General features: G+C 64.6%; 18 protein-coding genes. 16 read left to right on the forward strand and 2 right to left on the reverse strand.

Annotated elements, in window-relative coordinates:
- Window positions 1-9: 9 nt before the first annotated feature.
- A complete protein-coding gene (locus tag LB533_RS17110; protein ID WP_140549684.1) occupies window positions 10-663 on the reverse strand; it encodes a TetR/AcrR family transcriptional regulator in 654 nt (217 codons plus the stop codon).
- A gap of 243 nt (window positions 664-906) precedes the next feature.
- On the opposite strand from LB533_RS17110, the gene LB533_RS17115 reads away from it, so the two are divergent.
- From LB533_RS17115 to LB533_RS17150, 8 genes are all read left to right on the forward strand, one after another.
- The gene (locus LB533_RS17115) at window positions 907-2,586 is read left to right on the forward strand and encodes an amidohydrolase (protein ID WP_140641546.1); all 1,680 of its coding nucleotides are present in this window, start codon (window positions 907-909) and stop codon (window positions 2,584-2,586) included.
- Window positions 2,587-2,739: 153 nt separating this feature from the next.
- Window positions 2,740-3,834 (forward strand): ABC transporter ATP-binding protein, encoded by a 1,095-nt coding sequence (locus LB533_RS17120; RefSeq protein ID WP_140641544.1) that lies wholly within the window; start codon window positions 2,740-2,742, stop codon window positions 3,832-3,834.
- Window positions 3,834-4,754: an ABC transporter permease gene (locus tag LB533_RS17125; protein WP_140549687.1), complete on the forward strand. Its 921-nt coding sequence runs from the start codon at window positions 3,834-3,836 to the stop codon at window positions 4,752-4,754. Before LB533_RS17120 ends, LB533_RS17125 begins: the two co-directional genes overlap by 1 nt.
- A complete protein-coding gene (locus LB533_RS17130; protein ID WP_224677793.1) occupies window positions 4,747-5,547 on the forward strand; it encodes an ABC transporter permease in 801 nt (266 codons plus the stop codon). Before LB533_RS17125 ends, LB533_RS17130 begins: the two co-directional genes overlap by 8 nt.
- 23 nt (window positions 5,548-5,570) lie before the next feature.
- Window positions 5,571-6,605, forward strand: a complete 1,035-nt coding sequence (locus tag LB533_RS17135) for an extracellular solute-binding protein (RefSeq protein WP_140641538.1) — start codon at window positions 5,571-5,573, stop codon at window positions 6,603-6,605.
- Between the two features lie 64 nt (window positions 6,606-6,669).
- Window positions 6,670-7,866, forward strand: a complete 1,197-nt coding sequence (locus LB533_RS17140) for a serine hydrolase domain-containing protein (protein WP_140641536.1) — start codon at window positions 6,670-6,672, stop codon at window positions 7,864-7,866.
- 31 nt (window positions 7,867-7,897) lie between these two features.
- Window positions 7,898-9,076 carry a serine hydrolase domain-containing protein gene (locus LB533_RS17145; protein WP_224677794.1) on the forward strand — a complete coding sequence of 393 codons (1,179 nt, stop codon included), beginning with the start codon at window positions 7,898-7,900 and terminating at the stop codon, window positions 9,074-9,076.
- Window positions 9,077-9,197: 121 nt separating this feature from the next.
- Window positions 9,198-11,519 (forward strand): Tex family protein, encoded by a 2,322-nt coding sequence (locus tag LB533_RS17150; RefSeq protein ID WP_140641754.1) that lies wholly within the window; start codon window positions 9,198-9,200, stop codon window positions 11,517-11,519.
- On the opposite strand, the gene LB533_RS17155 is transcribed toward LB533_RS17150, so the two are convergent.
- Entirely contained in the window at window positions 11,520-12,431 is a 912-nt protein-coding gene (locus LB533_RS17155) for a LysR family transcriptional regulator (protein ID WP_224677795.1), read from the reverse strand.
- Between the two features lie 105 nt (window positions 12,432-12,536).
- On the opposite strand from LB533_RS17155, the gene LB533_RS17160 reads away from it, so the two are divergent.
- From LB533_RS17160 to LB533_RS17195, 8 genes are all read left to right on the forward strand, one after another.
- Window positions 12,537-13,733, forward strand: coding sequence for an acyl-CoA dehydrogenase (locus tag LB533_RS17160; protein WP_140641530.1), 1,197 nt, complete (start codon window positions 12,537-12,539; stop codon window positions 13,731-13,733).
- Between the two features lie 221 nt (window positions 13,734-13,954).
- Window positions 13,955-17,314 carry a DUF2126 domain-containing protein gene (locus LB533_RS17165; protein WP_140641528.1) on the forward strand — a complete coding sequence of 1,120 codons (3,360 nt, stop codon included), beginning with the start codon at window positions 13,955-13,957 and terminating at the stop codon, window positions 17,312-17,314.
- Window positions 17,315-17,320: 6 nt separating this feature from the next.
- The gene (locus LB533_RS17170; protein WP_224677796.1) at window positions 17,321-19,732 is read left to right on the forward strand and encodes a circularly permuted type 2 ATP-grasp protein; all 2,412 of its coding nucleotides are present in this window, start codon (window positions 17,321-17,323) and stop codon (window positions 19,730-19,732) included.
- 12 nt (window positions 19,733-19,744) lie between these two features.
- Window positions 19,745-20,629: a transglutaminase domain-containing protein gene (locus tag LB533_RS17175; protein ID WP_140641524.1), complete on the forward strand. Its 885-nt coding sequence runs from the start codon at window positions 19,745-19,747 to the stop codon at window positions 20,627-20,629.
- Between the two features lie 130 nt (window positions 20,630-20,759).
- A complete protein-coding gene (locus LB533_RS17180) occupies window positions 20,760-21,863 on the forward strand; it encodes a DNA topoisomerase IB (RefSeq protein ID WP_140641522.1) in 1,104 nt (367 codons plus the stop codon).
- Window positions 21,864-21,947: 84 nt separating this feature from the next.
- On the forward strand, window positions 21,948-22,322 hold the full coding sequence (locus LB533_RS17185) for a YciI family protein (RefSeq protein ID WP_140641520.1): 375 nt from the start codon (window positions 21,948-21,950) through the stop codon (window positions 22,320-22,322).
- On the forward strand, window positions 22,319-23,581 hold the full coding sequence (locus LB533_RS17190) for an RNA polymerase sigma factor (RefSeq protein WP_224677797.1): 1,263 nt from the start codon (window positions 22,319-22,321) through the stop codon (window positions 23,579-23,581). The genes LB533_RS17185 and LB533_RS17190 overlap by 4 nt, the downstream gene beginning before the upstream one ends.
- A 171-nt stretch (window positions 23,582-23,752) precedes the next feature.
- Window positions 23,753-25,267 carry an aldehyde dehydrogenase family protein gene (locus LB533_RS17195; protein WP_224677798.1) on the forward strand — a complete coding sequence of 505 codons (1,515 nt, stop codon included), beginning with the start codon at window positions 23,753-23,755 and terminating at the stop codon, window positions 25,265-25,267.
- The last annotated feature ends 58 nt before the right edge of the window (window positions 25,268-25,325 follow it).

The raw sequence follows: 25,325 nt of genomic DNA on the forward strand, positions 1-25,325 counted from the left end.
AATGCGAAATCAGTCAAGGTTGAGATAGGGGGTCACCAGAGCGAGCCACATGCTTTCGACATCGTCCTCGATAAGGTCGTATGTCCGGCGATCCTTTTTCAGGCCGACAAGACGGCAAGCGTGCCCGACCTCCATCATCAGCAGGCCGAGCCGGCTGGCGACCTTGTCTTCGAGAGCCGGGTTCACGTGCCGCAGCCATGCCGCGTAGAGTGCGACGATCTGGTCGTCATACTCGTTCTGGATCGGTCTCAGGTCGGCGTTACCTGAAATCGCCTCGATCACCGGCATCAGGCTGGCATTGTCGAGATAAAGCCTGGAAGTGTCCGTGAAAAGCTTGCGTACCTCCCGCCGAAACTCCTCGCGGTTGGTGGGCGGGTCGACCCTGATGCGTCTCGCGATCACTTCGGGAAAGGATGACAACCAGCGCCGGGCGAGGTCCAGGAGAATGGCTTCCTTGTTGGGGAAGTATTGGTAGACCGAACCGACGGACAAGCCCGCGCGCTGCGCTATGGCGAGCGTCGTCGGCGTCCTGGTTCCTTGCTCGCGTGTCAAGGTCAGCGCCGCGTCGAGAATCCGGTCTACCACCTTGCTCGACCGTTGTTGCCGCGGCTGCTTGCGCGGTTCGAGCGCTATCCTGGTTTTGCGATCAAGACTGCGCTTCACGGCTTGACGTCCTCGTTCCCCGGGTCCCAACATTGGGGCGGGGTGTTGTCCACAATACATTGCAAATTCCGCATGTTGACAAACGCGAATGATTAGTCGCATTCTTTTATCCACGCTGCCTTGGGGATAACAAGGGGAATTTCGAAGACAGCGCACCGGCATCATCTTTTCCTAGCGCCCCTCCCGCGGAGCGGCAGCTCGTGGGCAGTGGTTGTCGGTCTCAGTCAAAAGCGCGGAGTCGCGATGTCTGTCACGGGTGCGGGTCACAAGGCGGATCTGATCGTCATCAATGGTCGTGTGTTGACCATGGACGATGACAACCCGGCCGCCGACGCCGTTGCCGTCAAGAACGGCGCCATCGTCGCCCTCGGCAGCCGTGCCTCCATCGAAGAGTTCAAGGGCCCGGCCACCAGGGTCATCGACGCCAGGGGCGGTTCGGTGCTCCCGGGTTTCATCGAAGCCCACATGCATCTGTTTTCAGGCGCGGCCGAGCTTGCCCATCTCCAGTTGTCGGGCGTCCACGGTTTTGAGGCGCTGCAAAGGGCGATCCGCGACTACGCATCGACGCACCCCGATGCCAAGATGCTGGTGGGACAGGGCGTCGACTACACCGTGCTCGATGACGAGCGAGTGATGCGCCATCATCTCGATGCGATCCTGCCGGACCGGCCCTTCGTCATGGCCGCGCCCGATCACCATACGATGTGGGCCAACACCAGGGCGCTGGACATGGCAGGCATCCTGAGTGGGCGCACGCTTGGCCCGGGCAACGAGATTGTCATGGGTGACGACGGCCTGGCCAATGGCGAACTGCGCGAGGGCGAGGCTTTCGGCCCGGTGCTCGATCTTGCCGGGGAGGGCCGGGTGCGGCTCGGGCTGGCGACGGGCGGCGAGCCGGACCCGATGCCGTCAGCGGAAGAACGCGCCGCCGACCGCGACATCATGCGGCGCGGGCTCGCCTGGTGCGCGCGCCACGGCATCACCTCGATCCAGAACATGGACGGCAATCTTTACCAGCTCGAACTGCTGGCCGAGATCGAGGCCGAGGAGGGGCTGCCCTGCCGGGTGCAGATACCCTTCCACTACAAGAATTTCATGAAGCTCGACATGCTCGACAAGGCGTCCGCGATGGCTGAACGCTACAACAGCGAATGGCTGTCGTCAGGCATGGTCAAGGTCTTCTACGACGGCGTGCTCGATTCCTGGACGGCTGTCATGATCGAGCCCTATGCCGATCGTCCCGACTGGGTCGGCGAGCCGCTGTTCACGCCGCAGCAGTTCATCGATCTGGCCATTGCCATCGACCGGCGCGGGTTGCAGATCGCCGTGCACTCGATCGGCGATGGCGCCGTGCGCGCCGTGCTCGACGGCTACGAGGCGGCGCAAAAGGCCAATGGCAAGCGCGACAGCCGGCATCGTGTCGAACATATAGAGGTCATCGCCGCATCTGATGTGCCGCGTTTCGCCGAACTCGGCGTCATCGCCTCGATGCAGCCGCCCCATCCGCCCGGCGCCATGGATTTTCCGCTGGAGCCGACCGTGTCGCGCATCGGGCCGACGCGCTGGCCGCTGAGCTATGCCTGGCGCACCCTGAAGAATGCCGGCGCGCATGTCGTCTTCGCGTCGGACTGGCCGGTGTCGCCGATCGATCCGATCCTGGGCATCCAGGCGGCAGTGATGCGCAAACCATGGGCATCAAGCGATCCGGACCAGAGCTTCTCGCTGCGTGAATCGCTTGCCGCCTACACGGTCGAGGGCGCCTATGCCGAATTCGCCGAGCACCGCAAGGGCACGCTGAAGCCAGGCTATATGGCCGATCTTGTGGTTTTGTCGGCCGACATCGAAAAAACGGCGCCGGCCGACCTGCACAAGGTGCGCCCGGTAACGACGATCTGCGGCGGCAAAGTCACCTACCAGGCCTGACATGGCATGCGGCTTGCCTGCTGAAATGGCGGACTGAAATGACCGACTGAACTGTGATTCAATGCCGGACTTGCCAACCCTCCGGCCGTGTGGTCACATCCAACTGGGGAAAAGCTCCGCCAGCAAGAGCGGGGTCAACAGTGAGGCGTAATCGTGCCGGACAAACCGGATCGGAATGCGATTGAAGTAGTAAACGTCAGCAAAATTTTCGGATCGGGTGAGGGGCAGGTCGCTGCCCTCGACACAGTCTCGGTATCCATCCGCGAGAACGAGTTCTTCACACTGCTGGGACCATCCGGCTGCGGCAAGACCACCTTGCTGCGGCTGATCGCCGGCTTCGACTTTCCAACCGCCGGTGAAATCCTGCTCTACGGCCAGGACATCGCGCCATTGCCGCCCTTCAAGCGACCGGTCAACACCGTCTTCCAGTCCTATGCGCTGTTCCCTCACATGACGGTGGCCGACAATATCGGCTTCGGCCTGGAGATGCTGGGCAAGCCAAAGGCGCAGATCAAGGCGCGCGTTGCCGAGATGCTGAAGCTGGTCAAGATGGAGGCGCTGGCGGGCCGGCGCACCGGCCAGATTTCCGGCGGCCAGCAGCAGCGCGTGGCGCTGGCCCGGGCGCTCGCGCCGCAACCGAAGGTGCTGCTGCTCGACGAGCCGCTCTCGGCGCTCGACTACAAGCTGCGCAAGGAGATGCAGATCGAGTTGAAACGGCTGCAGCACGAGACCGGAATCACCTTCATCTTCGTCACCCATGACCAGGAAGAGGCGCTGACGATGTCGGACCGCATCGCGGTGATGTCGTCGGGCAAGATCCTGCAAGTCGGCTCGCCCTGGGATATCTACGACAAGCCTGCCGAACGCTTCGTCGCCGACTTCATCGGCGAGACCAACTTTCTCACCGCGGCCATATCGGGCACCGGCAACGGCAAGGCGCGCGCGACGCTCAAATCCGGCACCACCATCGAGGCGACCGTCGCCGAAGGCTTCCAGCCGAAGGACAACGCCACCGTGGTGGTGAGGCCGGAGCATGCCAAGCTGACCAAGAGCAAGGGCGACCTGTCGGGCACGGTCGACAACATCGTCTATTTCGGCACCGACACGCACATCCATGTCCGCCTCGACAGCGGCGAGGCCTTCACCGTGCGCCAGCAGAACACGCGCAGCGCCGGCTGCGGTTTCGAGCGCGGCGACAAGGTCGGCATCCTGATCGGCAACGACGCCGCGCAAGTGCTGAGGGACTGATGGCCACCGCCGAAGAAGTCGCCAAGGCAGCGGAGCGGCGCGACGTCCGCGACCGCTGGCTTTTGTCAGCGCCGGCGCTGCTGGTCATTTTTCTCGCCGCGACCGGCCCGTTGCTGATCGTGCTCGTCTATTCGTTCCTGACGCCCGGCGCCTATGGCGACGTGAAGTGGCAATTTTCGCCGGAAGCCTGGGTGTCGGTGTTCATGGAACGCGACATTTTCGACGACACGCTGTCGCTCGCGGCCGCCCACGTCACCATTTTCCTGCGCTCGATCAAGCTCGCGGTGGTGACGACGCTGGCGACTTTGGCGCTCGGCTTCCCGACCGCCTATTTCATGGCGACGCGCAGCGAGAAGACCAGGGATCTCTGGCTGTTCCTGATCACCATTCCGTTCTGGACCAACCTTCTGATCCGTACCTTCGCCGTGCTGCAGATCATCCGCAACGAAGGCATCGTCAATACCATTCTTCTAAAGCTCGGCATCGTCTCGGCGCCGGTCCAGATCCTCTACACCGACACGGCGATCCTGATCGGCATGGCCTATGTCTACCTGCCGCTGATGGTGCTGCCGATCTATGCCAGCATGGAAAAACTCGATTTCCGGCTGGTCGAGGCTGGCTACGATCTCTACGCGACGCGCTTCAAGGTGCTGCGCAAGATCATTTTCCCGCTGGTCAAACCCGGGGTCATCGCCGGCTCCATCCTGGTCTTCATTCCGGCCCTTGGCGCCTATGTGACGCCGAGCGTGCTTGGCGGCGGCAAGAACATGATGCTGTCCAACCTGATCGAATTGCAGTTCGGACAGGGCCGCAACTGGCCGCTTGGCTCGGCGCTGTCGATCACGGTCATGATCATCGTCATGGTGGCGCTGCTGGCCTATGTGCGCAACGCCGGCAAGTCGGGGGTGCGTCATGGCTAGCAATTTCTCGATCAAGCACCAGCCGGGCTTCACCGCGATCGCGGCGACCTGTTTCGTCGTGCTCTATCTGCCGATCATCGTGCTGGTCATCTACGCGTTCAACGCGGCGAGCTCGACCTCGGAATGGGGCGAGTTTTCGCTCAAATGGTTCCAGTCGGCCTGGCAGAACACGCAGGTCATCGATGCGACGCTGCGTTCCTTCCAGATCGGCGCCATAGCGGCGGCCCTTGCCACCATCTTCGCCACCATGGCCGCGCTCGCCACCACGCGCACACCGCCCTATCCCGGGCTGACCTTCAAATACGCGGCCATCAACCAGCCGCTGATGGTGCCCGAAATCGTCACCGGTGTGGCGCTGCTGATCTTCTTCTCGCGCATCAAGATCTTCACCGGCTATTCCGGCCTTGGCTACCTGATCGCCGCACATACGGCGTTCTGCATCCCGTTTGCCTACCTGCCGATCCGGGCGCGGCTGGAGAATATGGACCTGACGCTGGAACGCGCCGCCGCCGACCTCTATGCGACGCCGTGGAAGACCTTCCGCCGCATCACGCTGCCGCTTTTGTGGCCCGGCATCCTCGCTGGCCTGATGCTGGCTTTCGTCATCTCGCTCGATGACGTCGTCATCACCGAATTCGTCAAGTCGGGCGGCCAGGACACGCTGCCCACCTACATGCTCGGCCAGATCCGCCGTGGCATCACACCCGAGATCAACGCGATATCGACCGCCTTCCTGCTGCTTTCGGTCGCGATCGTCACGTTGTTTTTCTTTGTCAGCAGGAAACGAGACTGAAACCGATAATGGGAGCTAAAACGATGAACTGGAAGACAACGGCGTCCGCCATGGGGTTGGCGTTGCTCGCTTCGACGGGCCTTGCCCGCGCCGACGGCGTGCTCAACATCTACAATTGGGGCAACTACACCAGCCCCGACGTGATCAAGAAGTTCGAAGCCAAATACAACGTCAAGGTGACCATCACCGACTACGATTCCAACGATACCGCGCTTGCCAAGGTGCGCCAGGGCGGGACCGGTTTTGACATTGCCGTGCCTTCGCAGACCTATGTACCGATCTGGATCAAGGAAGGCCTCGTTCAGGAAACCGATCCGGGCAAGATGGAGAACTTCAAGAACGTGGCGCCGGAATGGGCCAATCCCGACTTCGATCCGGGCCGCAAATACACGGTTCCGTGGGCCTGGGGCACGATCGGCGTCGTCGTCAACACCGACGCCTACAAGGGCCCGGCCAACACGTGGGGCATCATCTTCAACACCCCGGACGAGCTGAAGGGCAAGGTCAACGTCGTTCCGGAGATGGGCGACGTAATGTTCGCCGCGATCAAATATGTCGGGGGCCAGCAGTGCACCGACGACAAGGCGGTCCTGAAGAAGGTGCGCGACCTCCTGGTGGCGGCGAAGCCGAACTGGATCGCGATGGAATACAATACCATCGAGAAGATGGGCGCCGGCGACTTCAAGGCAACCAGCGACTGGAACGGCTCGGCTTTGCGCCAGCGCCTCGCCAACCCGGCCATTCACTACAATTATCCGAAGGAAGGCTTTGGCCTGTGGAGCGACAACGTCGTCGTCCTGAAAGAGGCCAAGAACGTCGAGAACGCCAAGCTGTTCCAGAACTTCATCATGGATCCGGAAAACGCGGCCGGCCTCTCGGCCTTCCACCGTTACGCCAATGCCATCGCCGGTTCGGACAAGTATATGCCTGCCGACATGAAGGACGCGCCGGAAGTCGTCATTCCGGCCGACGCCAAGCCGCTTGGCGAACTGCAGCAGATGTGCGCACCAGAGACGCAGGAACTTTACACCAAGATCTGGACCGAACTGCAGAAGTAATCGCTGCGTGACGGACCCGGCGGCACATGCTGCCGGGTCTTTTCCGTTTCCGGGAATGGCTTTCATGGACTCCTATCGCAACAGCGATCTGCGGCCGCCGATCATGCAGGGCTCGCCGCCCGCCAAGGTGCCACCAAGGCTCGACTGGGACAGGCCGCCCTGGAACCGCTGGGCCTTCCAGCACATCAGGGAAATTCTGCCGACCGTCGAAGTCTGGCGCGGCAGCGGCCATCGTCACCGCCTCGAACGCGCCGAGGTCGATCTCGACGGTCTGCCGGTCGAGGACAGCACGGGACGGAAGACGACGCTCGCGGGCCTCCTCGACGAGACCTATACGGATGGTTTCCTGGTGCTCAAGGACGGCAAGATCGCCTATGAGCGCTACTTCAACGGCATGGACGAGCGCACGCTGCATCTGTCGCAGTCCATGGCCAAGTCGGTCACCGGCTCGGTGTTCGGCATACTGGCCGGGCGCGGGCTGGTCGATCCGGCAAAACCGGTCACCGACTACCTGCCGGAGCTGAAGGCAACCGGATGGGCCGGCGCCAACGTCCAGCACGTGCTCGACATGACGAGCGGGGTGCGTTTTTCCGAAGAGTACACCGATCGCTATTCCGATATAGGCCAGGTCGATGTCGCCACCGGCTGGAAGCCAGTGCCGCCGGGGAGCGATCCGGACTTTCGCTGGCCCACGCACATGTTCGAGCTGATCCTGGGCTTGAAGGACGTTGTCCGGCCACATGGGGCGGCATTCGAGTACCGCTCGGTCGAGACCGATGTGCTGGCCTTCATCATGGAGCGCGTCACCGGCAAGCGGCTGGCGCAGTTGGTTTCGGAAGAACTCTGGCAAAAGCTCGGCGCCGATGAAAGCGCCTGCTTCACCGTCGACAGCGCCGGCTACGCGCTGGCCGATGGCGGCTTCAACGCGACTCTGCGCGATTATGCCCGCTTCGGCCAGCTGATCCTCGACAATGGCGGCGGCGTGATACCGGCCGACTGGATCGAGGCGACGCGCAGCGGCAGCCACGGGCCGGGCTTCAGTCCGAGCCTGCCGGAGGGCAGCTACCGCAACCAGTTCTGGATCGAGGATCCGCATTCGCAGGCGCTGATGTGCCGGGGCGTGTTCGGGCAGATGATCCACATCGACTGGGATACGCGGATGGTCGTGGTCAAGCTTTCGAGCTGGCCGGATTTCAGCAATGTCGCCTACTCCATGGCGACGCTGAAGGCCGTGCATGCCATCGCCGCCGCGCTGAGCTGAACCCCCAAGAAACGACCCGGAAGGAAATGCCATGACCGGCAAGACGACGTTCGAGGGCAAATACGGCTTCCGCCGCAACCAGGTGCTGCTCGCCAATTGGCGCGAGAACCCGTTCAACCGATGGTCGTTCCAGAACGTCGGCGAGCTGGTGCCGAGCGCGCGCGTCGCCGCCCTGCCGGTCAACGAGGCGCCGGCGGAGGATTTCGGCGGATTGCTCAATGAAAAGGTCGTGCTGGCGAGCACGCCGGAAACCGTCGCGGCTTTTCTCAGCCGCTCGCACACGGACGCGCTGACCGTCATGAAAGGCGGCAGGATCGTCGGCGACTGGTTTGCGCCGCATATGGATTTCGGCGCCCGCCACATCATCTTTTCGATCAGCAAGTCGGTGACGGCGATCGTCGCCGGCATATTGGAAGGCGAGGGCGTGTTCGATCCGGAAGCGCCGGTGACCGCCTACATGCCGGAAGCCGGCGATTCGGCCTATGGGGAGGCTACCGTGCGGCATGTGCTCGATATGAGTGTCAGCCTCGATTTCGAAGAAGCCTATCTCGATCCCGAAAGCGCCTTTGCTCGTTACCGTCGGGCCACCTTGTGGAACCCCGGCGGCGGCACGGAAAGCCTGCGTGAATTCCTCCTGACCCTGCAGCGCCTCGCCGAGCCGCATGGCCAGACCTTCCGCTACCGGTCGCCCAATTCCGACCTGCTTGGCCTGCTGCTCGAACGGGCGTCCGGCCAGCGCTTCGCCGACCTGATGCGCGAGAAACTGTGGCTGCCGCTGGGTGCTGCCGGCGAAGCTTCGGTGGCGGTCGACATGGAGGGCACGGCGCGCACCGCCGGCGGCATCTCGGTGACGCCGCGCGATCTGGCGCGCGTCGGCGAGATGATGCGGCAAGGAGGCACTGCGAATGGCCGCCGCATCGTGCCAGAGGTCTGGGTGCGCGACACCACGGTAACCGGCGGCAGCTCTGAAGCATGGCAGCGCGGTGCCATGCTGCCGCTGTTTCCCAAGGGCCGCTACCGCAACAAATGGTACCAGACAGGACATGAGAACGGCGCCTATTGCGGCATCGGCATCCATGGCCAGTGGCTCTATGTCGATCCTCGAAAGGAAGTGGTGATCGCCAAGATGTCGTCGCAGCCCGAGCCGGTCGACGATCCGCTCGATCTCGAGATCGTCGCGTTCTTCGAAGCGCTGAGCCGGATGGTCTGAGCGGCCGCAACATCGGTGCGCACTTTCCTGTGGACCTCTGTCGCCGGCGAAAACGTCACGGTTGGCGGACCGGATATCTGCGCCTATGGTCGCCGCTCTTTTCGAGAAGAGCAGGAACGGCATGGCATCCGACATCAAGCGCATCGCAGCCATTATCGCGACCGAGATCACAGCGCGGCCCGAACAGGCTGCCGCTGCCATCGGGCTGCTCGATGAAGGCGCGACCGTGCCGTTCGTGGCGCGCTACCGCAAGGAGGTGACAGGCGGGCTCGACGACACGCAACTGCGCCTGCTGTCGGAGCGTCTTGCCTATCTGCGCGAACTAGACGCCCGGCGCGACACAATCCTTGGCTCCATCCGGGAGCAGGGCAAGCTCACCGACGAGCTCGAAACCAAGATCGCCGCCGCCGTCACCAAGGCCGAGCTGGAAGACATCTACCTGCCCTACAAGCCCAAGCGCCGCACCAAGGCGGAGATCGCCCGGGAGCGTGGGCTGGGACCACTGGCGGAAGCCATCCTGGCCGACCGCTCGCTGGTGCCGGCGGAACTCGCACTGGCCTATCTGACCGAGGACGTGGCGGACGCCAAGGCGGCACTTGAGGGCGCGCGCGACATCCTGTCGGAACAGTTCGCCGAGAATGCCGATCTGGTCGGCAAGCTGCGCGCCTACATGAAGGAGCACGCTTTCATGCGCGCCAGGGTGGTCGACGGTAAGCAGGAGACGGGTGCGAAATTCTCCGACTATTTCGACCATGTCGAGCGCTGGGCCACCGTGCCGAGCCACCGCGCGCTGGCGATGCTGCGCGGCCGCAACGAGGAGGTGCTGTCGCTCGATATCGAGGTCGATGCGGACGACTCGTCGCCGGTGAAGCCGGTAGAGCGGATGATCGCCAATGCCTACGCGATCGGCGGCAGCCTGCCGGGCGACCGCTGGCTGATGGAGGTTGCGGGCTGGACCTGGCGCATAAAACTGTCGCTGCACCTGACGCTTGACCTGATGCGCGACCTGCGCGAACGGGCCGAGGAAGAGGCGATCCACGTCTTCGCCCGCAATTTGAAGGATCTGCTGCTCGCCGCCCCCGCCGGGTCGCGGCCGACGATGGGGCTCGACCCTGGCATCCGCACCGGCGTCAAGGTCGCGGTGGTCGACGGCACCGGCAAGCTGGTGGCGACGACAACGGTCTATCCGTTCCCGCCCAGGAACGATGTGCGTGGCACGCAGGCGGAGCTGACCAAGCTCGTTCGCCTGCACAAGGTCGAGCTGATCTCGATCGGCAACGGCACCGGCAGCCGCGAAACGGAAAAGCTGGTCGCCGACATGCTGTCCGACATGCCTTCCGACGGCGGGCCGAAGCCGCTCAAGGTGATCGTCAGCGAGGCCGGCGCTTCGGTCTATTCGGCTTCGGCGACGGCGGCGGCCGAATTCCTCGGCCTCGACGTGTCATTGCGCGGTGCTGTGTCGATCGCGCGCCGCCTGCAGGATCCGCTGGCCGAACTGGTCAAGATCGAACCGAAATCGATCGGCGTCGGCCAGTACCAGCACGATGTCGACCAGTACCGGCTTGGCCGCTCGCTGGAGGCGGTGGTCGAGGACGCCGTCAACGCGGTTGGCGTCGATCTCAACACGGCTTCGGCGCCGCTTCTGGCGCGGGTTTCAGGGCTCGGGGCGTCGCTCGCAGACGCCATCGTCGCGCATCGCGATGCCACCGGCCCGTTCGCCAGCCGCAAGGATTTGCTCAAGGTCTCCCGCCTCGGGCCGCGTGCGTTCGAGCAATGCGCCGGCTTCCTGCGCATCCCGAACGGCTCCGAGCCGCTCGACGCCTCGGCCGTGCATCCGGAAGCCTACGGCGTGGCCAAAAAGATCGTCGCCGCCTGCGGGCGCGATGTGCGTTCGCTGATGGGCGACAGTGCGGCGCTGAAGGCGCTCGATCCGCGCGTTTTCGTGGACGAGCGGTTCGGCCTGCCGACGGTGCGCGACATTTTGGCCGAGCTGGAAAAGCCCGGCCGCGATCCGCGCCCCGGCTTCAAGACGGCAACCTTCGCCGATGGCATCGACGACATCAAGGATCTGAAGCCCGGCATGCTGCTGGAAGGCACCGTCACCAATGTCGCCGCCTTCGGCGCCTTCGTCGACATCGGCGTTCACCAGGACGGGCTGGTGCACGTTTCGCAACTGGCCGACCGTTTCATCAAGGACGCGCATGAGGTGGTCAAGGCCGGCGACGTGGTCAAGGTGCGGGTCGTCGACGTCGACATCAAGCGCAAGCGCATCGCGCTTTCCATGCGCAGGGATGGCAGCGAGGGCGGCGCATCGCGCGGCCCGCGCGACAATGGCGGCGGCAAGCCGGCGCCACGCTCGCCCGCGCCGCAGCGCCAGCCGGAGCGGCCGACACAGCAAGGTGCGTTCGGCGCGGCGTTGGCGGATGCGTTGAAGCGGAAGTAGCTACCACGCCAGAACAGCCGGGTCCTTTTCAACCTGGCTCGTCAGCCAATCTCGAAAACTCGCGACCGGCGGATGGCCGCGCTTGTCGTGAGGGACGACGAGATAATAGGCGCTGCGGCTGTGCATAGGCTGGCCGGGCGCGAGCACCAGCTGGCCGCGCTGCAACTCGCCTGAGATGAGGATTTGCGGCAGCAGAGCCACGCCCAGACCCGCCATGCAGGCCTGGACGGCGGTGCCGAACTGTTCGAACTGCATACCCGGTCCGGTCGGCGGGCTCAGGCCCTGATGCTCAAACCATTCTGTCCAGGCGCCAGGCCGCGTCGCCATGTGCAGCAGCGGCAGACGGCCGATGTCGGCCGGCGTGGCGATGGAACGCTCGGCGAGGAATTCGGGCGACACCACCGGGGCCACCACCTCCCGCACCAGCAGCGTCGAGTCTGCCTCGGGCCAGTCCGGCAGACCATAATGGATGGCGGCGTCCAGCCGCTCTCTGGCGAAGTCGAAGCGGCCGACGCGGGTGACGAAGTTGATGGTGATGTCGGGATTGTTGTCGACGAAGTCTGGGATCATCGGCATCAGCCAGCGCGTGCCGAAGGTCGGCAGGATTGCGAGGTTCAGGATGCCGCTATGCCGATTGCTCATCAATCCAAGCGCTGCGTCGCGCAATTGGCCAAGCGCCGAACGCACCGCTTCTGCGTAGGTTTCGCCCGCCGCCGACAACCGGACATTGCGGCTGTCGCGCTCGAACAGCCGGCGGCCGAACTGGTCCTCAAGGAGCCTGATCTGCCGACTAACGGCGCCCTGGGTCAAATCCAGCTCCTGGGCTGCGGCGGTGAAACTGCCAAGCCGGGCCACCGCCTCGAAGGCGGCAAGCGCGCTGATGTTGGGCAAAAGGCGGCGTTGAACACTCATGATCCATTCCTAACGCTCATTGATCGGTGAAGCAATTTCGTTTGATTTTTTCAGGCTGTGGGCCGATAAGCCGGGCTTCACCCCGTTTTTGAGGATCGAGACGCCATGGCCGCCGACAAGAATGCATTCGTCTGGGAAGACCCGTTCCTGATCGAGGACCAGCTTTCGGAAGACGAGCGCATGGTCCGGGACGGGGCGGCGGCCTTCGCCGCCGACAAGCTCGCGCCGCGCATCGAGGAAGCCTATCTCAACGAGACCTTCGACACGGCGATTTTTCGGGAGATGGGCGAGGCCGGCCTGCTCGGCATCAACATTCCGGAAGAATTCGGCGGCCTCGGCGCCAACTATGTCACCTACGGCCTGGTCGCCCGCGAAGTGGAGCGCGTCGATTCCGGCTATCGTTCGATGATGTCGGTGCAGTCGTCGCTGGTCATGTACCCGATCTACGCCTACGGCTCGGACGAACAGCGCAGGAAGTACCTGCCCAAGCTCGCCAGCGGCGAGTGGATCGGCTGTTTCGGCCTGACCGAGCCGGATGCCGGTTCCGACCCCGGCGGCATGAAGACGCGCGCCGAGAAGACCGCCAATGGCTACAAGCTTACCGGCTCCAAGATGTGGATCTCCAATGCGCCCGTCGCCGACGTGTTCGTCGTCTGGGCGAAGCTGAAGGGCGAGAACGGCAAGGACGAGATCCGTGGCTTCGTGCTGGAAAAGGGCATGAAGGGGCTTTCGGCGCCGAAGATCGGCGGCAAGCTGTCGCTGCGGGCGTCGATCACCGGCGAGGTGGTGATGGAAGGCGTCGAGGTCGGCGAGGATGCTCTGCTGCCCAACGTGTCGGGGCTGAAGGGGCCGTTCGGCTGCCTCAACCGGGCCCGCTACGGCATTTCCTGGGGTTCGATGGGCGCGGCCGAAGATTGCTGGCATCGCGCGCGCCAGTATGGCCTCGACCGCAAGCAGTTCGGCAAGCCGCTGGCCGGCACGCAACTCTACCAAAAGAAGCTCGCCGACATGCAGACCGAGATCGCACTTGGGCTGCAGGCCTCGTTGCGCGTCGGGCGGCTGCTCGACGAAGGCAAGATGGCGCCGGAGATGATCTCGGTCGTCAAGCGCAACAATTGCGGCAAGGCGCTCGACATCGCCCGCCAGGCGCGCGACATGCATGGCGGCAACGGTATCCAGATCGGCTATCACGTGATGCGCCACGCGCAGAATCTGGAGACGGTCAACACCTATGAGGGCACGCATGACGTGCACGCGCTGATCCTCGGACGGGCGCAGACGGGGATCCAGGCGTTCTTTTGATCCGCGGCTTCGTCATCCTAGGGTCTACGCCGCGTCGCTGCGCTCCTTGCTGCGCCCTAGGATGACGAAGGACAAGAAGGCTTCGCCAATGGAGGGTAGCGAATGACCCAGTCGACCCCGTTCAACAGCCATTTAAGTTAGGTGCAGCGCAACATCCGCTTGGAGAATGACGGCCAGATGTGTCAGGGTTCGGCCAGCTAAACGCCGATCTCCGGGGCTCCATGGCAATTCTGGCCGCCGTCTATCACCTGACCCATTACAAATACGACCGGCCGGTGGTGCTTGGTCCGCAGGTGATCAGGTTGCAGCCGGCGCCGCATTCGCGCACCAAGGTGCTCAGCCATTCGTTGAAGGTCGAGCCGGCGAACCACTTCGTCAATCTCCAGCAGGACCCTTACGGCAATTTCCTTGCCCGTTTCGTTTTTCCCGAGCCGGTGAGTGAATTGAAGATCGAGGTCGACCTCGTCGCCGACATGACGGTCTATAATCCGTTCGATTTCTTCGTCGAGGAGACGGCGGAAAATTTCCCGTTTGAATATCCGGAAGAGACACGCGACGACCTCGCCATCTATCGCACACCGGAACCGGCGGGCCCGCTGCTCTCGGCGTTCCTGAAAACCATCGATACCAGCCCGAAAAACACGGTCAGTTTTCTCGTCGACCTCAATGCCCGGCTGCAGCGCGAGATCGCCTATATCGTGCGCATGGAGACCGGCGTGTTCTCGCCCGAGGAAACGTTGGCCGCTGCCAAAGGCTCTTGTCGCGATTCGAGCTGGCTCTTGGTGCAGATCCTGAGGCATCTCGGCATCGCGGCACGCTTCGTCTCGGGCTACCTGATCCAGCTTAAGCCCGACCTCGTCGCGCTCGATGGGCCGGCCGGTACATCAGTGGACTTCACCGACCTGCATGCCTGGTGCGAGGTCTATCTTCCCGGCGCCGGCTGGGTCGGTTTCGACCCGACTTCGGGCCTGCTCACCGGCGAGAGCCATGTGCCGCTTGCCGCCACGCCGCATTTCCGCAACGCGGCGCCTATTTCTGGCATGGCGAGCTTCGCCAATGTCGAGTTCGGCTTCGAGATGCGGGTCGACCGCATCGCGGAGCATCCGCGCATCACCAAGCCGTTCTCGGATGAAAGCTGGCAGGCGCTCGATGCGCTGGGCAAAAACGTCGACGCCGCGCTCGATGCCGGCGACGTGCGGCTGACCATGGGCGGCGAACCGACATTCGTGTCGATCGACGATTTCGAGTCCGCCGAATGGAACACGGCGGCCGTCGGCCCAACCAAGCGCGAAAAGGCGGACGCACTGATCCGCCGCTTGCGCGAGCGCTTCGCGCCGGGCGGCTTCCTGCATTACGGCCAGGGCAAATGGTATCCCGGCGAAAGCCTGCCGCGCTGGACCTTCTCGCTTTACTGGCGCACCGACGGGGAGCCGGTGTGGAGCGACCCGTCGCTGATCGCGCGGGAGAAGAGCGAAGCCGATATCGGTCCGAAGCAGGCCGAGAGCCTGCTGACCGCGATCGCCGGCGAGCTCGGCATCGAAACGTCCATGGTCAGCGAAGCCTATGAGGATCCGGCCGAGTGGCTGCTCAAGGAAGGCAAGCTGCCGGAGAATGTCGATCCGTCCAATTCGAGGCTGGAGGATCCCGAAGAGCGCAGCCGCATGGCGACGGTGTTCGAACGCGGGCTGACCAAGCCGTCGGGCTATGTGCTGCCGGTGCAGCGCTGGAACAGCCAGGCGTCGGGCCAGCGCTGGCGCTCGGAGAAGTGGAAGACGAGGCGCGGCCGCCTGTTCCTGGTGCCGGGCGATTCACCGGTCGGCTATCGTCTGCCGCTGGGCACGCTGCCCTATGTGCCGCCAGAACAGTTTCCCTATATCGTGCCAGTTGACCCCTCCCTGCCGCGCGGTTCGCTGCCGACGCGCGACGCGATCGTGCCGGGTGCGGCTCCGGCCGAGCTGGAAGGCGCTGACGAGATGGCGCGCCGGCAGCAGGCGGCGTCGTTCACGGCGGCGACCGCACAGCAAGACCGCGTCGAGCAGGAGATCACCGAGATCGGCGGCGCGGTGCGCACGGCGCTTTCGGTGGAGCCGCGCGATGGGCGGCTCTGCGTGTTCATGCCGCCGGTCGAGGCGCTAGAAGACTATCTCGAACTTGTGGCCGCTGCCGAGAACGCGGCAAGGGCGATCGGCTTGCCCGTGCATATCGAAGGCTACGGCCCGCCGCACGATCCACGCCTCAACGTCATCCGCGTGGCGCCCGATCCCGGCGTCATCGAGGTGAATATCCACCCCGCCTCGAACTGGCAGGATTGCGTGGCGACGACGACCGCGATCTACGAGGAAGCGCGGCAGACCCGGCTTGGCGCCGACAAGTTCATGATCGACGGCCGCCACACCGGGACCGGCGGCGGCAACCATGTCGTGGTCGGCGGCGCGACGCCCAATGACAGCCCGTTCCTACGCCGGCCCGACCTGCTGAAGAGCCTGGTGCTGCAATGGCAGCGGCACCCCTCGCTATCCTACCTGTTCTCAGGCCTGTTCATCGGCCCGACCAGCCAGGCGCCGCGCTTCGACGAGGCGCGCCACGATACGCTTTACGAGCTCGAAATCGCCATGGCACAGGTAACGCATCCGGACCAAGGCAATGCACCCCTGCCGTGGTTGGTCGACCGACTGTTCCGTAACCTGTTGACCGACGTCACCGGCAACACGCACCGCTCCGAAATCTGCATCGACAAGCTGTTCTCCCCGGATGGACCGACCGGACGGCTGGGGCTGGTCGAATTCCGCGGCTTCGAGATGCCGCCCAATGCGCGCATGAGCCTGGCGCAGCAACTGCTGGTCAGGGCGATCATCGCTCGCGCCTGGAAGAACCCACTAGACGGCCGTTTCGTGCGCTGGGGCACGTCGCTGCACGACCGCTTCATGCTGCCGCATCATGTCTGGGCGGATTTTCTCGACGTTCTCGATGACCTCAAGCTCAACGGTTTCTCGTTCCGGCCCGAATGGTTCGACGCCCAGCTCGAATTCCGCTTTCCCTTCTGCGGCGAGGTCCAATATGCGGGCGTCAAGCTGGAACTGCGGCAGGCGCTGGAGCCGTGGCATGTGATGGGCGAGCAGGGGGCCATCGGCGGCACCGTGCGCTTCGTCGATTCCTCGGTCGAGCGGCTGCAGGTCAGGACCGAGCGCCTCAACCCGGAGCGCCATGCCATCGTCTGCAACGGCCGCATGGTGCCGATGAAGGTGACGGACAACCGCGAGGTCGCGGTGGCCGGCGTGCGCTTCAAGGCCTGGCAGCCGGCTTCGGGCCTGCATCCGGCGCTGCCGGTCAACACGCCGCTGGTTTTCGACATCTACGACCGCTGGACGGGCAGGGCGATCGGCGGCTGCGTCTACCATGTCGCGCATCCCGGCGGGCGCAACTACGACACTTTCCCGGTCAACGGCAATGAGGCGGAGGCGCGCCGGCTGGCCCGCTTCGAGGCGCGCGGCCACACGCCGTCGACCTATGTGCTGCGCGAAGAACAACCCACGGAAGATTTCCCAATGACGCTTGACCTTCGGCGCCCGCCAAGACTCTGATCAGCGATGGCAAAGGGGAATCACAAGCAGGTACGAGGCAAGGCGCAGATCCATCGCCTGCTGGAGCAGTACCAGCCCATCGACGGCGTCGTCGACGAGATGGTCGACGCGTCGGGCAATCCCCGTCCGGCCTGGAAGCATTTCATCGAGGCGCTCGACGATCTCGGCGCCGAAGAACTCGCCCATCGTTTTGCCCGCGCCGACCAGTATCTGCGCGACGCCGGCGTCTACTACCGCGTCTACGACAAGGCCGGCGCCAACGAGCGCGAATGGCCGCTGGCGCATGTTCCGGTGCTCATCGAGGACGGCGAGTGGGCGGCGATCAGCGCCGGCCTTGTGCAGCGCGCCGAGCTGTTCGAAGAGATAATCGCCGATATATACGGGCCGAACCGGCTGGTGGAAAAAGGCATCCTGCCGGCCGGACTGGTCGCGGCGAGCCCCGAATATCTGCGGCCCGTCGTCGGCACCATGCCGGCCGGCGGTCATTTCCTGCATTTCTGCGCCTTCGAACTCGGCCGCGGGCCGGACGGCCGCTGGTGGGTGCTGGGCGACCGCACTCAGGCACCATCCGGCGCCGGTTTCGCGCTGGAGAACCGGGTCGCAACGACGCGCGCGCTGTCCGATATCTATGGCGAGATGCATGTGCATCGCCTTGCCGGCTTCTTCCGGCGCTTTCGCGATGCGCTGATCGGTATGGCCAGGGAAGCCGACGGCCGCGTCGCCATATTGACGCCTGGACCGCTCAACGAGACCTATTACGAACACGCCTATATCGCCCGCTATCTCGGCATCATGCTGCTCGAAGGCGAGGACCTGACCGTTTCCGGGGGCCGGCTGATGGTGCGCACCGTTTCCGGGCTGATGCCGATCAGCGTGCTGTGGCGGCGGCTGGACGCGGCGTTCGCCGATCCGTTGGAACTGCGCTCGGAGTCGCAAATCGGCACGCCGGGCCTGGTCGAGGCGATCCGGCAAGGCAGCGTCTCCACCGTCAATGCGCTCGGCTCGGGCCTGATGGAAACGCGCGCGCTGCTTGCCTTCCTGCCCAAGATCGCGCGCGAATTGCGGGGCGAGGAACTCAAGCTACCCACCGTCGCGACATGGTGGTGTGGGCAGCCCTCCGACCGAGCGCATGTGCTCGCCAATATCGACCGCATGGTGATCGGGCCGGCGCTGTCGACGCGGCTGGCCTTCGAGGACGACGACCAGACCAAGCTCGGCGCGGCGCTGTCGGCCGGAGAACGGGCGGAACTGGTGGCGCGCATCGAACGCGACGGCGACGCTTTCGTTGGCCAGGAAGCGGTAACGCTTTCGACGACGCCCGTCTATGTCGGCGGCTGGCTGGAGCCGCGGCCAGCAAGCCTGCGTGTCTATCTGGCGCGTACGCCCGAGGGCTGGACGGTGATGCCGGGAGGGTTCGCCCGCATCGGCCTGTCGCTCGATCCGACGGCGATCGCCATGCAGCGCGGCGGCCAGGCTGCCGACGTCTGGGTGGTGAGCGACAGGCCGGTGGAGCGCGAGACGCTGCTGCCGCAAGAGGGCGACAGCTTCAGCCGCACCAAGCCGGGCAGCCTGCCCAGCCGCGCGGCGGAAAACCTGACCTGGCTCGGCCGCTACATCGAACGCTCCGAGGACACTGTGCGCATCCTGCGTGCCTATCATGTGCGGCTCGCCGAAACCTCCGATCCGGATATGCCGTTGCTGGCCGACATCAGGGATCATCTCGAACCGTTCGGCATCGATGTCGAAACAGCGATCCCATCGGGGCTGATCGGCACGCTGGACAGCGCCGTCTACAGCGCCGGCCAGATCCGCGACCGTTTCTCGCCGGATGGCTGGTTGGCCCTCAAGGACCTGTCGAAGACCATTCATCAGTTCGCGACGACGGTGGCGCCGGGGGATGATGCGACACGGGCCATGACCGTCATCCTGCGCAAGCTCGCCGGTTTTTCCGGCCTGCTGCACGAGAACATGTACCGCTTTGCGGGCTGGCGCTTCCTTGAGATCGGCCGGCGGCTGGAGCGCGGCATACAGATCGCCAGCACGCTCGCCCGGCTGACCAGTGACAAGGCGCCGGACGGCTCGCTCGACATGATGCTGGAGATCGGCGACAGCGTCATGACGCACCGGCGGCAGTACCCTGTGCAAGCCGGCCGCCGCACGGTGATCGACCTTCTGGCGCTCGATCCGCTCAATCCGCGTTCCATCCTGTTCCAGCTCGAACGGCTGAAGGCCGAGATCGGACTGCTGCCGGCGATCGGCGGCGAAGGGCACATGTCGCCTGCGGCCAAGGAGATCCTGCAGCTCAACACAGCCATCGCCATCAAGGAGCCGGCGGACATGACTGTGAAGGCGCTGAACGATCTCGCCGGCGAGATAGGCGGGCTCTACAGCAGCCTCGCCAAGGCCTATTTCGGTTAAGGCGACTCCGGCATGCTCTACGACATCAGGCTTCACCTTCATTACGATTACGCCGCCGTCGCCGGCGGCGGTCGTCACCAGGTGCGCGTGCTGCCGCCGACCATCGACGGCGTGCAGCGCGTCGTCGCAGCGTCGCTATCCTTCGCGCCGGCGCCCAACGAACGCTCGGATTTTTCCGATTTCTTCGGCAACAACGTCACGTCGATCGCCTTCCGCGACGCGCATGACGCACTCGACATCAGGATGAGCGCGCGCGTGGCGGTGTCGCGGCCCGAGCCTGGGCTCGACGTGTCGCCCGACCTTAGCCGGCTGCGTCAGGAGATCGCCGCCGTGCGCTCGCTGGCGCCTGATACACCCCACCATTTCCTGGCCGCCAGCGGTCACGCCGGCATCGATGCGGCGATTACCGCCTATGCGCGCGACAGCGTCGGCGGCTCGGCCGCCGGTACGGCGATGAACCTCTGCAATCGCATCCACCGCGATTTCACCTATGACAACGAGGCGACCACCGTCCGCACCAGGGCAGGCGATGCCTTCCGGCTGAAGCGCGGCGTGTGCCAGGATTTCTCGCATATCATGATCGCCGGCCTGCGCGGGCTCGGCATACCGGCCGGCTACGTCAGCGGCTTCCTGCGCACCATTCCGCCCAAGGGCAAGCCCGGGCTGGAGGGCGCCGACGCCATGCATGCATGGGTCAAGGTGTGGTGCGGGCGCGATGCCGGCTGGCAGGAGTTCGACCCGACCAACGGCATGCGGGCCTCCAACGATCACATCACCGTCGGCTATGGCCGCGACTATTCGGATGTCGCGCCGATCGTCGGCGTTCTCAAGACCACCGGCGGACAGGTCGGAGAGCAAGCCGTCGACGTCATTTCGGTGGTGCTGGAGAAGGCCTGACGTCAGGCCTCCTTGCGCAACGCCCCATGCAGGGTCCGCCGCCGGCGTGGGTGGCCGCCGACTTTTCGGACAGGAGTGGAACCAGTGCTCGGCCTAGAGGCTTATCTACGGGTGTTTCCGTGGGGCCAGCATGCTGCAGAAATCCGGATTGACTATCGACGGCGACGCCGCACCAAAGAACGGTGCTCAGATCTCTGCCGAGCACGCCGCACTGGTTTATGTCAGCGATACCGAGCCCGGTATCCGCCGGCTGAAATCGGGCAAGGGATTTTCCTACAGGGGACCTGATGGCGGGCCGGTCTCGGATGCCACCCGAGCGCGCATCGAGGCGATTGTGATCCCGCCGGCCTGGACGGATGTTTGGATCTCGGCCGCGGCGGACGGACATATCCAGGCGACCGGCAGGGACCAGCGGGGGCGCAAGCAATATCGCTACCATCCGCATTGGGCCGAGGAGCGCGACAGCGCCAAATATTCGAGCCTTGTCGCCTTCGCCGAAAGCCTGCCGGAGCTTCGGCACAGGATCGACAGCGACCTGCGCCGCCACGGCCTGCCGCTCGAACGCGTCGTCGCCGCGATCGTCTGGCTGCTCGACAACACCATGATCCGCGTGGGCAACGCCGCTTACGCCCGCGACAACAAGAGCTTCGGCCTGACGACATTGCGGGACCGCCATGTCGACATCAAGGGATCGAGCCTGCGGTTCGCCTTCAAGGGCAAATCGGGCAAGGAATGGAAATTGAAGCTGGTCGATCGCCGCATCGCGCGAATCGTGCGGGGCGCGCAGGACCTGCCGGGCCAAAAGCTGTTCCAGTATCTCGACGAGGACGGCAGCAGACACCCGGTGCGCTCCGAGGACGTCAACCGCTACATCAGGGAGGCCATCGGCGATGCATTCAGCTCGAAACATTTCCGTACATGGGGCGGCACCATCCACGCCGCGTCGCTGTTTGCGCAAACGGTGCTGCCCGACAGCCAGGCACAGCAGAAACGGGCGATGAACAGCGTCATCGACAGGGTCGCCGAGCGGCTGGGCAACACGCGCGCCGTCTGCCGCCAATGCTATATCCATCCGCAAGTCTTCGAAGCCTGGCTGCAGGGACGGCTGCTTGCCGAGATGGCGGAAGCCAACAAGCGCAAACGGTCGATAGACGGTCTCGATGATGAGGAAGCGCTCGTGCTGCGATGGCTGAAGACGCACGAAAGCGGACCCGCGGCGACCACCGGCCGCTGAATCCGCGGCGCCTCGATTTTTTTATCGACGCCGTGTCGGGATCGGTCCTAATGTTTCGTCCTTTGACACAGAAGAGGACAAACCATGCTCTACGCGATCTTGTGCTATGCTTCCGAAGACGTCGTCTGCTCCTGGAGCAAGGAACAGGACGACAAGGTCATGGCCAACATTCTCGATGTCCAGCAGAAATACGCGGACGCCGGCCGGCTTGGCCCGGTGGCGCGGCTTTTGCCGACGACGGCGGCGACGACGCTGAGGAAGGTCAAGGGCGAATCGATCGTCATCGACGGGCCGTTCGCCGAGACCAAGGAACAGTTCCTCGGCTTCTACACGCTCGAATGCGCCGATCTCGACGAGGCGGTGGAGTTCGCGCGCGAACTTTCCGAGGTCAATCCGAGCGGCGGCTCCTACGAAATCCGGCCGGTATCCATCTTCAACCCCGCTAGGGTCGCCGTATGACCGAACTTGCCTGGATCAGCTCCGCGATCAGCGCCGCCCGCCCGCAGGCGATGGGTGCGCTGTTGCGCTATTTCCGCGACCTCGATACGGCGGAGGAAGCTTTCCAGGACGCTTGCCTCAGGGCGCTGAAGAACTGGCCGCAGAACGGTCCGCCGCGCGATCCGGCGGCCTGGCTGATCTTCGTCGGACGCAACAGCGGCATCGACGCGGTGCGCAAGCGCGCCAAGCAGGCGCCGATGCCGGAAGAGGACCAGATCTCCGATCTCGAGGACGCAGAGAGCGACATCGCCGAGCGGCTCGATGGCGCGCACTACCGCGACGACATATTGCGGCTGCTATTCATCTGCTGCCATCCCGACCTGCCGGCAACGCAGCAGATCGCGGTGGCGCTGCGCATCGTCTCGGGCCTCACCGTAAAGCAGATCGCACGCGCCTTCCTGGTCGGCGAAAGCGCCATGGAGCAGCGCATCACCCGCGCCAAGGCACGTATCGCCGACGCCGGCGTGCCGTTCGAGACGCCGGGCGCGGTGGAGCGCTCGGAGCGGCTCGCCGCGGTCGCGGCCATGGTCTACCTGATCTTCAACGAGGGCTATTCGACCAACAGCGGCGAGGCGCCGGCCCGCGCGCCGCTGTGCGAAGAGGCGATCCGGCTGGCCCGGCTGCTGCTCAGGCTGTTCCAGACCGAGCCGGAGATCATGGGGCTGACGGCGCTGCTGCTGCTCCAGCATGCGCGCGCACCGGCCCGCTTCGATGCGGACGGCGAGATCGTTCTGCTCGAGGACCAGGACCGTAGCCTGTGGAGCCGCAAGATGATCGATGAAGGGCTGGCTCTGGTCGACAAGGCGCTGCGCCACCGCAAGCCAGGCCCTTACCAGGTGCAGGCGGCGATTGCCGCGCTGCATGCGCGGGCCGAGAAGGCCGAGGACACGGACTGGGTGGAGATCGACCTGCTCTACGGCCTGCTCGAACAGATGCAGCCGTCGCCTATCGTCACCCTCAACCGTGCGGTCGCAGTCTCCAAGGTGCGTGGCCCGGAGGCGGCACTTGCCATGATCGAGCCGCTGGAGCAGAGGCTTTCCGGCTATTTTCATTTCTTCGGCCTCAAGGGCGGGCTTTTGATGCAGCTCCACCGGGGCGAGGAGGCGCGGGTCGCCTTCGACCGCGCCATCGCGCTTGCCAACACGGCGGCGGAAGCGGCCCATATACGCATGCATATCGACCGGCTGATGAAGGACAGCGCAGCGCGCACCGCAAGCTGACCCTGGTTCAATGGTCTGGCCCGAGCTTGGACCATGCCGGGGTGGCGATTTTTCCCTGGAACCGCTATTGGCACGCCAAGACAGCGCCTCCTTGCGCCTGACCGCATAGGGAACGCATGGCGCAATGCTTTGACCACGCCACATGAATGGCGGGATCTGAAAGGGACAGACATGACGATAGCGAAGGAAACCGCCGAGCTTCTGGCGAAACTGGGTGTTGCCAAGGAGGCGCTTGCCGGCGGCGACCTGATCGTGCGCAGCCCGGTGACGGGCGAGCAGATCGCGGCGTTGAGCACGATCTCGCCTGCCGACGCGGCCAGGACCATCGATGCCGCGCACAAGGCGTTCCAGGCCTGGCGCCTGGTACCGGGGCCGAAGCGCGGCGAGCTGGTGCGGCTGCTCGGCGAGGAATTGCGCGCGCACAAGGCCGAACTTGGCCGGCTGGTGTCGATCGAGGTCGGCAAGATCCCCTCGGAAGGGCTCGGCGAAGTGCAGGAGATGATCGACATTTGCGACTTCGCCGTCGGTCTTTCCAGGCAATTGTACGGGCTGACCATCGCCACCGAGCGTCCGGGACACCGCATGATGGAAACCTGGCATCCGCTCGGCGTGGTCGGCGTCATCTCCGCCTTCAACTTCCCGGTCGCGGTGTGGTCGTGGAATGCGGCGCTGGCGCTGGTCTGCGGCGACGCGGTGGTATGGAAACCTTCCGAAAAGACGCCGCTGACGGCGCTTGCCTGCGAGGCGATCTTCAAGCGCGCCGTCAAGCGCTTCGGCACTGATGCGCCGGAAGGGCTCGCGTCGGTGCTGATCGGCGACCGCGCCGTCGGCGAGATACTGGTCGATCATCCCAAGGTGCCGCTGGTCTCCGCCACCGGCTCGACCCGCATGGGCCGCGACGTCGGGCCGCGCCTCGCCAAGCGTTTTGCACGCGCGGTGCTGGAGCTCGGCGGCAACAATGCCGGCATCGTCTGCCCGACCGCCGATCTCGACATGGCGTTGCGCGCAATTGCCTTTGGTGCGATGGGCACGGCGGGCCAGCGCTGCACGACGCTGCGGCGCCTGTTCGTGCATGACAGCGTCTACGACGCCTTGGTACCGCGGCTGAAGAAGGCCTATCAGAGCGTCTCTGTCGGCAATCCGCTGGAGACCTCGGCCCTCGTTGGGCCGCTGATCGACAAGGCAGCCTACGAGGCCATGCAGAAAGCGCTGAAGGAGGCTGCCGCCCACGGCGGCAAGGTGACCGGCGGCACGCGGGTCGAGAATGGCCATCCGGACGCCTATTACGTGCATCCGGCGCTGGTCGAAATGCCCAGCCAAGTCTCGCCGGTGACCGAAGAGACGTTCGCGCCGATCCTCTATGTGATGAAGTATTCCGATTTTGACGCCGTGCTCGACGAGCACAATGCGGTGGGAGCGGGGCTGTCGTCGTCGATCTTCACCCGCGACCTGCAGGAGTCCGAGCGCTTTCTCGGCGTCGACGGATCGGACTGCGGCATCGCCAATGTCAATATCGGCACGTCGGGCGCCGAGATCGGCGGCGCCTTCGGCGGTGAAAAGGAAACCGGCGGTGGCCGCGAGAGCGGCTCCGATGCGTGGAAGGCCTATATGCGCCGCGCCACCAACACGGTGAATTATTCCAAGGCGCTGCCGCTCGCCCAGGGTGTCTCCTTCGACATCGACTGAGGGTTCCGGCTCGGGTGACCTTGCGCACCCGGGCCGTTCTGCGACCTGTGGTTCACTG

Origin of the sequence: Mesorhizobium sp. BR1-1-13, from assembly GCF_020165515.1 — a bacterium.
Classification (GTDB): domain Bacteria; phylum Pseudomonadota; class Alphaproteobacteria; order Rhizobiales; family Rhizobiaceae; genus Mesorhizobium.

Excerpts from the sequence above, each read along its gene's own strand:
- LB533_RS17115 (WP_140641546.1), top strand. The coding sequence starts at position 907 with ATGTCTGTCACGGGTGCGGGTCACAAGGCGGATCTGATCGTCATCAAT.
- LB533_RS17125 (WP_140549687.1), top strand. The coding sequence starts at position 3,834 with ATGGCCACCGCCGAAGAAGTCGCCAAGGCAGCGGAGCGGCGCGACGTC.
- LB533_RS17130 (WP_224677793.1), top strand. The coding sequence starts at position 4,747 with ATGGCTAGCAATTTCTCGATCAAGCACCAGCCGGGCTTCACCGCGATC.
- LB533_RS17135 (WP_140641538.1), top strand. The coding sequence starts at position 5,571 with ATGAACTGGAAGACAACGGCGTCCGCCATGGGGTTGGCGTTGCTCGCT.
- LB533_RS17140 (WP_140641536.1), top strand. The coding sequence starts at position 6,670 with ATGGACTCCTATCGCAACAGCGATCTGCGGCCGCCGATCATGCAGGGC.
- LB533_RS17145 (WP_224677794.1), top strand. The coding sequence starts at position 7,898 with ATGACCGGCAAGACGACGTTCGAGGGCAAATACGGCTTCCGCCGCAAC.
- LB533_RS17150 (WP_140641754.1), top strand. The coding sequence starts at position 9,198 with ATGGCATCCGACATCAAGCGCATCGCAGCCATTATCGCGACCGAGATC.
- LB533_RS17155 (WP_224677795.1), bottom strand. The coding sequence starts at position 12,431 with ATGAGTGTTCAACGCCGCCTTTTGCCCAACATCAGCGCGCTTGCCGCC.
- LB533_RS17160 (WP_140641530.1), top strand. The coding sequence starts at position 12,537 with ATGGCCGCCGACAAGAATGCATTCGTCTGGGAAGACCCGTTCCTGATC.
- LB533_RS17165 (WP_140641528.1), top strand. The coding sequence starts at position 13,955 with ATGGCAATTCTGGCCGCCGTCTATCACCTGACCCATTACAAATACGAC.
- LB533_RS17170 (WP_224677796.1), top strand. The coding sequence starts at position 17,321 with ATGGCAAAGGGGAATCACAAGCAGGTACGAGGCAAGGCGCAGATCCAT.
- LB533_RS17175 (WP_140641524.1), top strand. The coding sequence starts at position 19,745 with ATGCTCTACGACATCAGGCTTCACCTTCATTACGATTACGCCGCCGTC.
- LB533_RS17180 (WP_140641522.1), top strand. The coding sequence starts at position 20,760 with ATGCTGCAGAAATCCGGATTGACTATCGACGGCGACGCCGCACCAAAG.
- LB533_RS17185 (WP_140641520.1), top strand. The coding sequence starts at position 21,948 with ATGCTCTACGCGATCTTGTGCTATGCTTCCGAAGACGTCGTCTGCTCC.
- LB533_RS17190 (WP_224677797.1), top strand. The coding sequence starts at position 22,319 with ATGACCGAACTTGCCTGGATCAGCTCCGCGATCAGCGCCGCCCGCCCG.
- LB533_RS17195 (WP_224677798.1), top strand. The coding sequence starts at position 23,753 with ATGACGATAGCGAAGGAAACCGCCGAGCTTCTGGCGAAACTGGGTGTT.